This is a genomic window from Microlunatus phosphovorus NM-1, assembly GCF_000270245.1.
Classification (GTDB): Bacteria; Actinomycetota; Actinomycetes; order Propionibacteriales; family Propionibacteriaceae; genus Microlunatus; species Microlunatus phosphovorus.
This window is the reverse complement of sequence record NC_015635.1, coordinates 4,860,211-4,872,758: the sequence shown is the minus strand read 5'-3', so window position 1 is coordinate 4,872,758 and position 12,548 is coordinate 4,860,211. Positions and strand designations below refer to the sequence as shown.

Below are 12,548 nucleotides of genomic sequence, written 5' to 3'. Positions count from 1 at the left end.
CTCTAGGACACTGCCCGGCCAACCAATCGGTGATGCAGCCAGGCGTTGTTCTTCTCCACCCCGCGGTAACGCAGCCGTCGGTTCCCACGGGTCAGCCAGGCGATGCTGCTGACGCGTAGCGCTGGGTGGTACCTGTAGTCCAGCGCCTGGTACTGCTGCTCGGCGCTGTTGGTACTGCCGGTGATCGACGTCGGGGGGCCCGGGCTGGTTGCCGAGGCCACCTGAGCTGCTACTTCCCGTAGGTCTGGTGGGTGCGGTTCTGGTCGTGGCGGAGTTTGCGCATGTCGATGTCGCCGAGCGTCGGCGTATGCCGAGACCGTACCGACGGGCTACAGTCCGCAACGCCGGGTCGGCGCCGTAGACCTCGTCGCCGGCTGTCCATCTCGCGGGGACCCCGGGATGTCTGCAACGGTGCCGCCTCAGGCCTGCGAGCCTTCCGGTCTGTACGTCAACTCTCTCGCCCACCAACCTCGCCGCCTGCGACCAACCGCGGGGCCAACGATCCCTTGCACCACCACGACGCAGTCCGGCGTCCGTAAGACCTGGCGAACAACGACCATGCATCCAGGGTCAATTCAAAGTTGATTCTGTTGTGACTGGTGTGACCTGGGCGTGATCGATCAGGTCGAGCAGTTGGCCGGTTTGGCGACCGAGGCTGCGGGTCGCGGCGGCGATGTTGGTGTGTTTCCCGCGGAGTCGGAGGAGTCCGATCGCAGTGTTGCGCAGGGTTGCCATCAGCTGGGGCAGGGTGCCGGTGCGCACGGTGGAGTGGTCCTCGTCGAAGGTGAGATCACGCACCCAATGCACCTTGTTCTCGATGCTCCAATGACCACGGACCAAGGTCGCGAGGTCGGCCGGGGCGATGTCTGACCAGCCGAGACTGGTGACCACATAGACGATCTCCTGCGTGGTCTCGCCGGTGGCGGTCTCGGTCCGGTTCCGCACGATCCGGCCGGCGAGCCGGGCGTGCGGGAACCCGATCCCGGCCCGGACACCGGTCAGCTGCAGGGTACGGGACTCCCGTCGCCCATGCCCTTTCTCCACCACACGATGAGCGACCGGCACCTTGCTCCACGGGAGCCCGGCGAGCTGGTCGTACAAGGTGGGCTGGTTCCGTTTCACCACGAAGACGTACCGGCCGCCGTGCCGGTGCAGATAGTGGGCATGGCCACGTTGCGTGTGGAGAGCATCGGCGGTGACGATGACGCCGTTGAGGTTGATCCGGTCCAACACCGCCGCGAACGCGGCGATCTCATGATCTTTCCCGCCGGCGTTGACCTGCCCCAACGGCACCCCGGTGGCATGGTCGACGATCGAGAACAGATGCACCCTCGACCCATCCACACCGCGGGCGCCGCGGCAGGTCTTGCCATCCACCGCGACCGCCCGCCACCGCGACGAGACCGGTGTCAGCGTGGCCAGCCAGGCGTGCAGGACCGCGTCCACCACCTCCGGGTCGACCCGCAACAGCACCCGGCGGATCGTCGACAGGCTCGGCGGCCGCCGGGTGATCCCCAACCGTGGCCAATGCCAGGTGGGCAGATCCGCTGCCCATCCGGCGATCGAAGCCAGACTCCGTGATCCGCCGACCACCGCGGCCAACGCGACCACCAGCACGGTGGCCAGCTCATACCGGCGGCCCCGCCGGCCCCGCGGATCGGTGATGATCGACAACACCTCCCACACCTCGACCGGAACACCGTGACCGGGTTCGACCTGATGGGCGCGCAGCGCATCAGCGGCCGGGATGAGAGAAGATACGGGTGCGGGCACGGCAGGACTCCGATCGATCGGCAGTGGACGTCAAGCACCCACCACGATCCCGGTATCCACCGTGCCCGCCCGGCTTATACCTCACCCATGGCGTGTCAACCCGACACCACGCCGCAACCACGACTTTGAACAAGCCCTGACCATGCATCGCCGCCTCTGCTGTAAGTTGACGGGAGCACTGACAGAATCAGACGGCAAACACTAAAGGAGAACCGTTGCCCAAGCGATTTCCGACAGATAGGGGCCTCTGGATTTCTGCGCTGCCCCATCTTTCCAAGCGCGCCGAGCGCAGCGACGAGGAGTCGTTAAGAAGCACGTTCGTGCATTTAGCTGGACTTGCGCCGCGCCTGCGCAACGAAGAACATCAGATTCTCTTCGGCCGTCGCGGGACTGGCAAAACGCACGCGCTCAATCATCTCAAGCAGGAACTACTGGGCGATGATCAGCCAGCAATCTACATCGACTTGCGGCTAACCGGGTCGGCAGGTGGATACTACCTTTCCGCGGAGGCCGGCCGAGGGCTGGCCGCATTGCACGTGATTGTAGATATCATCAGCGAGGTGCATACTGCCCTTTATGCCATCAGCTTGGATCTGCTCGATAAGGGTGAGGAGATTACAGCGTTGGTTAATGGAATGGACAAGCTTGCCGCGGCGGCGACCGAAATCACCACGGACGGCTCCGTGACCGTTGCAAACGAAGTCTCTCGGGCGCACACCGCAACTTCCGAGTTCGCGTTCACGGTGAGCGAGAAAGGCCTTCAAGCTGCAGCGAAACTGGGTGATGAACTCCAAGCGGGTGAGAAGTTATCAAGGCAAGCAACGGGGACAGAGAGGCCCGTGCTCAACTTCACCGGTATCGCGCGGTCCTTGCAGTCGGTGGTGTCAGCACTACCTACTGGGCGACTCTGGATTCTGATAGACGAGTGGAGCGCGATGCCACTGGATATACAGCCGATCGTCGCTGACTTCTTCAGGCGCTGCTTCTTGCCGTGCCGCGGAATGATACTCAAATTGGCGGCTGTTGAGCGTCGGTCGAGATTCTTCGCTCCCGGGGTGAATGGATATATCGGAGTCGAGCTCGGATCCGATATTTCCGCGGGCCTCGATCTCGACTCATACCTCACGGATGGACTGACGTCTCGAACTCCTTCGACCGAATTCTACGAGCATCTCATAAAGCAACACGTGCGCGCCTACTACACTGAGAAATATTCGGGGGATTGGGTGGCAGAATACTTTCAGTACGAGACTTCTTTCCACACTGACTTCCCGGCCTTCAGCGAGGCAATCTACTTTGCGGCGGGAATACCGCGTGATCTACTCGCAATATGCAGCATTGCCGCGCAGCGATGCAGGCCGGCCGAAGGTATAACATTGGCTGATATTGCCTCGGCGTCACGCCAGTACTTCATTCAGGAGAAGGAAGCTCAAGCGAGGTTAAGTCCTCGCACGCGGTCTCTGAGCGGCTTACTCAGGGACTTCGCTGAGTCTGGGCAGCGAAGATTCATGATTGATCGTGATCACAGCCACGAGGAGCCAGAGCTCTTGGATCTACTCGACCAGCGGATAGTCCACCTAATCGAGCGGGGGATTGGGCCCCGAGGAAAATTCGATGTTTTCGCGATAGATTTGGGAATGGTTGCCGATCAATTTGATAACAGCGATGGGCGACTCCTCGACAGGAAGAATCCTTGGGCGAACTGGGACCACGTGCGATCGGATCAGAAGCTCGCCCCCGTTCTGGAGATCGACGGTCCCCGCATAACTTGGCACTAGGACCTTAATTGCATGCTGATTGAGTAATGTTGCGGTCCGATGTGAGAATGTGGCATGTCGCATCATTCCGAATAACCCGAAGTCAAGTAGGTCTTGGTTGACCCAGATCACCCTTGCTGGCGCTCCAAGAACTGCAGCACTTCGGTCTGGTCGACGCCGGGGAAGGCTCCGGCGGGCAGGCTGGCGAGCAGTGCGGAGTGCACTCGCGCACTGGGCCAGGAGGCGTCGGCCCACTTCGCGGCGAGTTCCCGTGGTGGAAGCTGACAGCAGCTCGGGTCGGGGCAACGAGACCTTGAACGATGGGTGGTCTCGCGGCCGCGGAACCATTTGACGTGCTGGTACGGAGTGCCGACCGACACCGAATACGACTCGTGCTCACCGCGCTCGGCGACCGCCGTGCACCAGAAGGTGCCGGCCGGAGTGTCGGTGTACTGCTGGTAAGGCTGTGACCAGTCCGCGGTGCTGAACACCTCTCGGGCGGTCCAATAGCGGCACACCTTCTGGCCCTCCACGGCACCGGAGGAGTCGGTGGGGAAGTCCACTCCGTCGTTGGCGTACGCCTTGTAGATCACGCCACTGGAGTTGATCTTCATGAAGTGCACCGGGATCTGCAGGTGGATCGTCGCCAGGTTGGTGAACCGGTGTGCCGCCATCTCATAGGACACCAGATAGCGATCCCGGAGGTCTTCGATGGCGATGTCCTTGTCCCGCTTGGCGTCGGCGAGGAATCCGACCGCCCAACGCTGCGGTACGAGCACCGCTGCGGCGAAGTAGTTGACCTCCACCCGTTGTGCCAGGAATTCCGCGTAGTCTCGCGGCGGCTCGTGCTCGAGCACGATGTGCCCGAGCGCGGCCAGCGCCATCGTCCGTTGGGCTCCGGCATCCCCGGTCGGCAGATAGATGCATCGGTTCACCAGATCGGTCACCGACCTGGTCGACGCCGGCAGGTCCGGCACCGCGTGCAACGTGAATCCCAGATGCTCGGCGATCGCGCTCACCCGGTGCTTGGTCAGTGGCCCGCCGTCGTGCTCGCTCGCCAGCAGTAGCTCGTCGGCGAGGTTCTCGATGGCCGGAAAGTAGTTGTCCGATGCGCGCATCTTCGCCCGCAGCTCGGCGTTGGCTCGCCGCGCATACTCCGGTGTCGCGTCTCGCTCGGCCGCCAGTTGGTCGATTCGCTCATGCAGCGCGACCAGCGACTCCAAGGCATCCAGTGGCAGCCGAGGGCCGGTCCGCACCGGCGGCACCCCGAGCCCCGAGAACGCGGCCGAGCGCTGGGCCCGCTCCAACCGCAACTCCAGCTCGGCCCGGCGACTGGGCGCTGCATCGCTCAACAGATCGGAAACCTCACAGCGCAGCGCACTCGCCAGCGCCACCACGGTGGAGACCTTCGCCTCGCGCTTGCCCGTCTCGATCAGCGACACCGCCGATGCCGACAGTCCGACCTGCGCCGCCACGGCGTCCAAGGTCAGGTGCAGCGCCTTGCGGCGGTGCCGGATGCGTTTGCCGATCAGCAACGGATCCGGCCCGGCATGCTCCCGTACGGGCTCGCCGCGCGGTGCGACCAGGCGTACCGACGACGTATCAAGAAGTGAAGAACTTGACACATGTTGCTGGCTAGACATCGGCATGTCGTGATTCCACCTGATCGACTGGTTTCATTCAAGTCCTCATTCTCGTCAAGTTTGGCCAGATTTGATATGCCAGCTCCGCCCGCTCCCACCTGCTCAGCCGCCAGAGTCGTGTCATCGCTCGATCCCGAGCACCCACTGACTCAAGTCCAGCAGTACGCAAAGGAGCAGACCATGACCATCACCGCCGGACCTGTCGAGACCCAGCAGCTCTCCGCTCCGCAGCCGACCGCCATCGACCAGAGCGAGCTGACCCCCGAGCAGCGCATCCAGCGGGATTGGGCGACCAATCCCCGCTGGGCAGGCATCGAGCGTTCGTATACCGCCTCAGACGTGGTCCGGCTGCGTGGCTCCCTGGTCGAAGAGCAGACGCTGGCCAGGCATGGAGCCGAGCGCCTCTGGCAACTGCTGCAGGAGCAGACCTTCGTGCGGGCCCTCGGGGCACTGACCGGCAACCAGGCGGTGCAGCAGGTGAAGGCCGGCCTGCAGGCGATCTATCTGTCCGGCTGGCAGGTGGCCGCCGACGCGAACCTGTCGGGTCACACCTACCCGGACCAGAGCCTGTACCCGGCCAACTCCGTGCCCGCGGTGGTGCGCCGGATCAACAACGCGATGATGCGCGCCGACCAGATCGCCTGGGCCAACGGGGACACCCGGGACCGCACGCCGGGGGAGCTGATCGTGCCGATCGTGGCCGACGCCGAAGCCGGCTTCGGTGGCCCGCTGAATGCCTTCGAACTGATGAAGCAGATGATCGTCGCCGGTGCCGCGGGCGTGCACTGGGAGGACCAGTTGGCCTCGGAGAAGAAGTGCGGCCATCTCGGCGGCAAGGTCCTGATCCCCACTCAGCAGCACGTGCGGACGCTGAACAGTGCTCGGTTGGCCGCCGACATCCTGGCTGTCCCGACGCTCGTGATCGCGCGCACGGACGCGTTGGCGGCGAGTTTGATCACCTCCGATGTGGACCCGGTCGATCAGCCCTTCTGCACCGGCGAGAGGACCGGAGAAGGCTTCTATCGAGTCCGGAACGGGCTCGAGCCGGTGCTCGCCCGGGCCAAGGCCTACGCGCCGTACGCCGATCTGATCTGGGTCGAGACCGGCACCCCTGATCTCGGTCTGGCGCGCGAGTTCGCGACCGAGCTCCATCGGCACTTCCCCGGCAAGATGCTGGCGTACAACTGCTCGCCGTCGTTCAACTGGAAGGCGGCGCTGGACGACCGGCAGATCGCCGAGTTCCAGGACCGGCTCGGCGAGCTGGGCTACCGGTTCCAGTTCATCACGCTGGCCGGCTTCCACGCTCTCAATCACTCGATGTTCAACCTGGCCAGGGGATATGCGAAGGACGGGATGACCTCGTACGTGAAGCTGCAGCAGGCCGAGTTCGCCGACGAGAACGACGGCTACACCGCGACCCGACACCAGGCCGAGGTCGGCACCGGCTATTTCGACCAGGTGGCCACCGCGCTCAATCCGACCAGCTCGACCACCGCCCTGGCCGGATCCACCGAGACCGAGCAGTTCCACTGATCCGTACGTGGTCAGCCCGGACGCGATCACCCCGAACAGACACAGGAGAACTGACTCATGACCATCACCAGCGAACCGCCGACGAGGACAGTGCCGAACCGGCCACCGGCCGCACGGCTCACCGTGCTGGGCGCGCACCAGCCGCGTTTCGGCGAGATCCTGACCCCAGGTGCCGTCGACTTCATCGCCGGGCTGCATCATCAGTTCGGCAGCCGCCGAGCCGAGCTGCTGGACCGGAGACGGCGTCGACAGGCGGGCGACAACTCCTTCGACTTCCTGCCGGAGACCGCCGAGCTGCGAGCCGATCCGTCCTGGCAGGTGGCTCCGCCGGCTCCCGGACTGGAGGATCGGCGCTGCGAGATCACCGGACCACCGACGCGGAAGATGACCATCGGCGCCCTGAACTCCGGCGCCAAGGTCTGGATGGCCGACTTCGAGGACGCCACGTCGCCGACCTGGTTCAACCTGATCGACGGGCAGCTCAACCTCTACGACGCGGTCCGGCGCCAGATCGACTTCACCGACGACTCGGGCCGACGCCACGAGCTGAAGGAGCAGGTCGCGACGATCATGGTCCGGCCGCGCGGCTGGCATCTCAGCGAGGAACATCTGCGGATGGACGGCCAGCCGATCGGTGGCGCCTTCGTCGACTTCGGGCTGCACTTCTACCACAACGCGTTGACCTTGATCGCCAGCGGACGGGGGCCCTACTTCTATCTGCCCAAGCTGGAATCGCATCTGGAGGCACGGCTGTGGCACGACGTGTTCGCCTGGTCCGAACGGACCCTCGGCATCCCGCCAGGCACCGTCCGTGCCACCTGCTTGATCGAGACGTTCCCGGCGGTGTTCGAGATGACCGAGATCTTGTCCGAGCTGCGCAGCTACTCCGCCGGGCTCAACGCCGGTCGCTGGGACTACATCTTCTCCGCGATCAAGAGCTTCGCCGGCGACCCGACGATGGTGCTGCCCGACCGGGACAAGATCACCATGACGGTGCCGTTCATGCGGTCCTACGCCGAACTGCTGGTACGCACCTGCCATGAGCGCGGCGCCCACGCGATCGGGGGGATGGCGGCCTTCGTGCCGAGCAGCGCCAGCCCTGAGGTCACCCGACGGGCCTTGGAGAAGACCCGTGCGGACAAGACCCGCGAAGCCCGCGACGGATTCGATGGCTCTTGGGTGGCGCACCCCGGCCTGGTGGACACCTGCACGACGGTGTTCGATCTCGAGTTGGGCGAGCGACCGCACCAGATCTCACGTCGTCGTGACGATGTCCTGGTCTCTGCGGCCGATCTCGCTGATCTTCGGGGCCTGCCCGGTGGGGTGACTCTGCCGGGGGTTCGCACCAACCTGCGGGTCAGTCTGACCTACCTGTGTTCCTGGGTGCTGGGCCGGGGAGCGGTCGCCATCGACCATCTGATGGAGGACGCGGCCACGGTCGAGATCTCCCGAATGCAACTGTGGCAGTGGATCCGGCACGGTGCCTACACCGTCTCCCATGAGAGGGTCACCCGCGACCTGGTGGCCGGCATGTTGGCCGAGGAGGCTGGGCGACTGCGTGCCGAAACCCCTGACCGGGATCGGTGGGCGCTCGAGGCGGCTCGCGACATCGTGGCGTACGGCTGCTTGCGTGCGGAGTTCCCCGCATTCTTGACCGAGTACGGCTACAGCCGCTACCTCGTCCATCGAGCCACGGCAGCCTGACCCCGGGATGACCTCGAATTCGAGACACTGGTGGAATGCATCCGCGATTGGCGATCGCAGTCGTGGTCGGCGGCTGGCTGACGGCGGCGGTGATCCTGTGGGCGGGCAGTTATCCGTCGGGTGGGCTGGTAGCTGGACTGGTTGCGGCCGGGCTTCTACTGATCACGGGAGTGCTCTGGCTGGTGCTCCTCGTCCGCGAGTTGGTCAAGCGCCGTTTTGCGTTGGTCGCCTTGACGACCGGGTTGGTGCTGGTCATGGTCGCGGGCGCTGCGTTCGCCTCCCGGATAGAGCTTCCGCTGCTGGCTCGCTTCGCGCTCGCACGTCCGGCTTTCGATCGTGTCGTCGCCGAGCGGGTCGCCGCAGGCGACCATGCGGAACTCTGCCCGGCATGGATCGGCACCTATCGCATCGGCAATTGCCGCACGGTCGGCACAGATACCTACTTCACTGAGCGCGACGGCGGATTCCTGAATGGCGTCGGCTTCGCCTACCTGCCCGAGGGGCCGCCCTCCGATCCGCCAACCGTCAGCTCGATCACCTACGGTCAGCTTCGCGGTCCCTGGTATTGGTATGTCGAAGAATGGTGATCATCAGACGGCGAGTGCGGGTGACAGGACGGGTCCAGGGCGTCTTCTACCGCGACTCGTGCCGGCGAGAGGCCAACCGCTTGTCCGTGGCGGGTTGGGTGACCAATCGCGAGGACGGTTCGGTAGAGGCAGTCTTCGAGGGCACCAGGTATGCCGTGGAGGCGATGATCGGCTGGTGTGGCCGTGGTCCGGCGCACGCCTGGGTGGACCGAGTTGAGGTGATCGAAGAGCGGCCGATCGGCGAGACGGGCTTCCAGATCGTCTAGCCGCACTGCGGCCAAGGAACTACACCGCAGATTTCTTGAGCCTCATCGCAAACCTTGAGGATCTCCTGAGCCACGGCGGGTACAGAATGGAGTCGCCCCTGCGGTTGAAGTGTCAATCTTTTCTCACGGGGGTTACACGGACCCGGACGGTAGGCGTCAACATCGGGGGATAGTGCGCACATCGACCGGAGCTGAAACGGCCCATGGCGCTCGAGAAGGGGACTTGAGCGTCATGGGCCGGATCCGTTTCCAGCCCGCTCAGATCCAGACGGTCCTGATGTCCTTTGGCGGCTGATCGAACTGTCAGCTGGTGGCGACGACCTCGCTCGGCGTGACCAGCCCATTCACCGGCAGATCCCAGGCGTCGACGGGCACCTCGTCCAACACTTCGTCGTCATTGAGCAGCAGCCAGGTCTCCAGCGCCATACGTCCAGCCCGGGCGCGGTCGTACCAGCCGCCGCCACGACCCAGTCGGTTTCCTCGCCGGTCCGCGGCCAGACCCGGGACGATCATCAGGTCAACCGAGGCGAGGACGTCCGCAGGCAGGACGGGGCTCGTCGGCTCGAGAATCTTCGAACGACCCTCGCGCAGCCGGTCAGCGCCTTGATACGCGGCCCATGCCGGATCGGCCAGCCAGGCACCGGCACCGTCGGTGAGCACCGGCAGCAACACCTCGACGCCGAGGCCGCTGACCCATTCGACCACCTGTCGCGAATCCGGCTCGGTGCCGGCAGAGAGATGGGCGGCCAGTCGACGAGGTCTCTTGGCTGCGAGCAGTCTGCGCAACAAGGCGAATCGCTGCCGATCGTCGACCTCTCGCTGGCCTGGCTCGCGGGCTGCTCGCCGTTGCCGGACCACCTGGCGAAGCATGACCTTGGTTGCAGCAATGGCCGCTGCGTCTGCCGACGGTGTCACCTGAGCAGGGTAGTGCCGTCAACCAGCACAAGCTGCGTGATCGTCACCGATGTCGGTGGCGATCACGCAGCTTAAAGTCAGCCGACTCCGCGCGGCCTGAGTTCCTTGACCCTGACGTAGCGTCAACCCGTCACCATGGGTCCATGACCGAACCGACCACCGGCCCGGCCCCGACGACGCCCCGTACCTCCAAAGCCTCGCTGCCCTTGTTCGTTGCCGCGGAGGCATTCTCCCTGTTCGGCAACTCCGCTATCAGCATCGTGCTGCCCTGGCTGGTGCTCAGCCGCACCGGGGACCCGGCGATCACCGGTCTGGTCGCCGCCGTGTCAGCCGTGCCTGCCATCGCGGCCGCGCTGGTCGGGGGATGGCTGATCGACAAGGTGGGGCAGCGGCGGATGAGCGTGCTGTCGGACTTCGGCAGCGCGATCTCGGTCGCCGGTCTCGCGATCGTCGACCGGCTGTTCGGCCTCGACATCGGCTGGTTCGTGGCTCTTGGGGTGCTGGGCGCCCTGTTCGACGTGCCCGGCATGACCGCCCGCGAGACCTTGATGGGCCGCGTCAGCCGGACCAGCGGAATCAGCCTGGACAAGATCGCCTCGCTCCGCCAGGCGGTCTTCAGCCTGGCCTTCCTCGCCGGCCCGGCGCTGGCGGGTGTGCTGCTCGCTGTGCTCGACCCCATCCAGGTCGTCTGGGTCACCGCGGGCTGCTCGTTCGCCGCCGGAATCTGCATGCTCATCCTGCCGCTCACCGCGCCCGAGATCCCAGCTCACGACGCCCGGGAGATCGGTGGGATCGCCACTATCCGCGCCAGTGCCGCGCTGCGGGCGATGCTGGTGATCGGCTTCGGCAGCGCGATCGTGGTCGCCCCGCTCCTCGGCGTGCTGCTGCCCGCACACTTCGCCCGGCTGAACGCGCCGACCTGGTTCGGCGCCACCATGTCAGCCTTCGCGGTGGGCTCGATGATCGGTGCGATCGCGTACGCGGCTCTGTCCAAGCGCTCGCGCAAGATCGTCTGGATCGGCGGACTGCTGCTGCAGACCATCGGGATGGTCGGATTCACCACCCTGTACGGAGTGTGGCCGGTCGCCGTCGGCTCGGCGCTGGTCGGGGTGGGCAGTGGTCTGCTCTCGCCGGTGTTCATCGTGTTCTTCACCGAGCAGGTCGCCGAGTCGGTACGCGGCCGTGTCCTGGGCCTGTTCAACGCGCTCGCCCTGATCGCGGCACCAATCGGTCTGGGCGCCATCGCCATTGCTCTCAAGGTGACCACGCTGGAGATGGCGGCCCTCGGACTGCTGGCAGCCTGGATCGTCGTGATGGCGTACGCGTTCCTGAGCAAGGGCATGCGTGCCTTCGCCGGAAGTGATGCCCATGCTGACGATTAGCCAGCTGGCCGCCTATGTCGGCGTCAGCGTGCGTACCGTCCGGCACTATCACCAGCTGGGACTGCTGCCCGAGCCGGAGCGGGACCAGTCGGGCTACCGCCGCTACCGGGCGAGTGACGTGATCATGCTCAAGCGAATCAGCACCTTGGCCAAGGCCGGGGTGCCGCTGGCCCGGATTCCGAGTCTGTTGGAGGCCGACCCGGCCGACTTCGCCACCGCGATCGCCGAGATCGACAGTGAGCTGGATGCGCAGATCGCCGAGCTGCGGCAGCGCCGGGAAGACCTGGCCGAGCTGCCCTCCGCGGAACGGCTCTGCATCAGCGACGAGGTCGCCGACATCCTCGACATCGAACGCAAGCTCGGCGTCAGCGAGCGGACCGTGGCCATCGAGCGGGACAGCTGGATCTTGCTGTCGGCCGCCTACCCCGACTCCCTCGAAGCGTCGTTGGTCCTGCGGAAGGCCTGTCTCGATGATGATGACTACCGGCGGATGATGCTGACCATGGACGCAGCGATCGACTGGGACCGCGACGATCCACGACTGCCGGAGCTCGCCGAGCTGAGCATGACCGTTCTCGAACGCCTCTATCCGGTCGAGGTGGCGTGCCAGGAAGCCGAGAAATGGACGGGCACCGACGAGGTCACGGCCCGGCTGCTGAACGAGATGAACGAGATCTCCCCGGCCTGGCAGCGACTCTACGAGCTGGTCGGTGAGCTGACTCGGGCCAAGGGCTATCCCGCGTTCTGATCAGTGATTCGCAGGTAATAGCCACTGGGATCGAGGATGCGGAAGTCACAGAGTCCCCATGGGCGAGCGGTGAGGTCCTCCTTGATCGGCCACCCGGCCTCGGCGACCTGGGCCCGCTGCCCCGCGATGTCATCGACCTCGAGCACGATCTCGACACCCTGAGGCGGACGCCTTCCCGGTTGCCCCGGAGGTTCGCGTTGGACGCCGGCATCGGACGCGCGACCGACGCCAGTCATCAGA

Annotated in this window: 12 protein-coding genes; 7 read left to right on the top strand and 5 right to left on the bottom strand. The window is 65.2% G+C overall.

The features are described 5' to 3' along the window. Positions 1-2: 2 nt before the first annotated feature. Together MLP_RS22145 and MLP_RS22140 are read right to left on the bottom strand one after the other, a co-directional pair. Complete coding sequence (locus tag MLP_RS22145) at positions 3-221, bottom strand: hypothetical protein (protein WP_013865430.1); 219 nt, start codon at positions 219-221, stop codon at positions 3-5. Positions 222-570: 349 nt separating this feature from the next. After that, the gene (locus MLP_RS22140; protein WP_013862866.1) at positions 571-1,773 is read right to left on the bottom strand and encodes an ISAs1 family transposase; all 1,203 of its coding nucleotides are present in this window, start codon (positions 1,771-1,773) and stop codon (positions 571-573) included. A gap of 215 nt (positions 1,774-1,988) precedes the next feature. Between MLP_RS22140 and MLP_RS22135 the strand changes: the two genes are divergently transcribed. Then, complete coding sequence (locus MLP_RS22135) at positions 1,989-3,551, top strand: P-loop NTPase family protein (protein WP_013865428.1); 1,563 nt, start codon at positions 1,989-1,991, stop codon at positions 3,549-3,551. 107 nt (positions 3,552-3,658) lie between these two features. On the opposite strand, the gene MLP_RS22130 is transcribed toward MLP_RS22135, so the two are convergent. After that, a complete protein-coding gene (locus MLP_RS22130) occupies positions 3,659-5,155 on the bottom strand; it encodes a helix-turn-helix domain-containing protein (RefSeq protein WP_197536458.1) in 1,497 nt (498 codons plus the stop codon). 198 nt (positions 5,156-5,353) lie between these two features. Between MLP_RS22130 and aceA the strand changes: the two genes are divergently transcribed. The 4 genes from aceA to MLP_RS22110 are packed head-to-tail and all read left to right on the top strand — an operon-like array spanning position 5,354 to position 9,263. After that, on the top strand, positions 5,354-6,706 hold the full coding sequence (aceA, locus tag MLP_RS22125; protein ID WP_013865426.1) for an isocitrate lyase: 1,353 nt from the start codon (positions 5,354-5,356) through the stop codon (positions 6,704-6,706). A 57-nt stretch (positions 6,707-6,763) separates the two neighbouring features. Next, positions 6,764-8,410, top strand: a complete 1,647-nt coding sequence (aceB, locus tag MLP_RS22120; RefSeq protein ID WP_013865425.1) for a malate synthase A — start codon at positions 6,764-6,766, stop codon at positions 8,408-8,410. Between the two features lie 35 nt (positions 8,411-8,445). Continuing rightward, complete coding sequence (locus MLP_RS22115) at positions 8,446-8,997, top strand: hypothetical protein (RefSeq protein WP_013865424.1); 552 nt, start codon at positions 8,446-8,448, stop codon at positions 8,995-8,997. Continuing rightward, the gene (locus MLP_RS22110) at positions 8,991-9,263 is read left to right on the top strand and encodes an acylphosphatase (protein ID WP_013865423.1); all 273 of its coding nucleotides are present in this window, start codon (positions 8,991-8,993) and stop codon (positions 9,261-9,263) included. The genes MLP_RS22115 and MLP_RS22110 overlap by 7 nt, the downstream gene beginning before the upstream one ends. A gap of 303 nt (positions 9,264-9,566) precedes the next feature. On the opposite strand, the gene MLP_RS22105 is transcribed toward MLP_RS22110, so the two are convergent. Further along, positions 9,567-10,178 (bottom strand): 5-formyltetrahydrofolate cyclo-ligase, encoded by a 612-nt coding sequence (locus MLP_RS22105; protein ID WP_013865422.1) that lies wholly within the window; start codon positions 10,176-10,178, stop codon positions 9,567-9,569. A gap of 143 nt (positions 10,179-10,321) precedes the next feature. Between MLP_RS22105 and MLP_RS22100 the strand changes: the two genes are divergently transcribed. Beyond that, positions 10,322-11,560: an MFS transporter gene (locus MLP_RS22100; RefSeq protein WP_013865421.1), complete on the top strand. Its 1,239-nt coding sequence runs from the start codon at positions 10,322-10,324 to the stop codon at positions 11,558-11,560. Continuing rightward, positions 11,547-12,308, top strand: a complete 762-nt coding sequence (locus MLP_RS22095) for a MerR family transcriptional regulator (protein WP_013865420.1) — start codon at positions 11,547-11,549, stop codon at positions 12,306-12,308. The genes MLP_RS22100 and MLP_RS22095 overlap by 14 nt, the downstream gene beginning before the upstream one ends. On the opposite strand, the gene MLP_RS28170 is transcribed toward MLP_RS22095, so the two are convergent. Next, positions 12,293-12,454 carry a VOC family protein gene (locus MLP_RS28170; RefSeq protein WP_156821256.1) on the bottom strand — a complete coding sequence of 54 codons (162 nt, stop codon included), beginning with the start codon at positions 12,452-12,454 and terminating at the stop codon, positions 12,293-12,295. The two genes, MLP_RS22095 and MLP_RS28170, sit on opposite strands and share 16 nt — an antisense overlap. Positions 12,455-12,548: the final 94 nt, after the last annotated feature.

What these genes read in the sequence shown, in the direction of transcription:
- aceA (WP_013865426.1), top strand. Translation starts at nt 5,354, where the DNA reads ATGACCATCACCGCCGGACCTGTCGAGACCCAGCAGCTCTCCGCTCCG.
- aceB (WP_013865425.1), top strand. Translation starts at nt 6,764, where the DNA reads ATGACCATCACCAGCGAACCGCCGACGAGGACAGTGCCGAACCGGCCA.
- MLP_RS22115 (WP_013865424.1), top strand. Translation starts at nt 8,446, where the DNA reads ATGCATCCGCGATTGGCGATCGCAGTCGTGGTCGGCGGCTGGCTGACG.
- MLP_RS22110 (WP_013865423.1), top strand. Translation starts at nt 8,991, where the DNA reads ATGGTGATCATCAGACGGCGAGTGCGGGTGACAGGACGGGTCCAGGGC.
- MLP_RS22100 (WP_013865421.1), top strand. Translation starts at nt 10,322, where the DNA reads ATGACCGAACCGACCACCGGCCCGGCCCCGACGACGCCCCGTACCTCC.
- MLP_RS22095 (WP_013865420.1), top strand. Translation starts at nt 11,547, where the DNA reads ATGCTGACGATTAGCCAGCTGGCCGCCTATGTCGGCGTCAGCGTGCGT.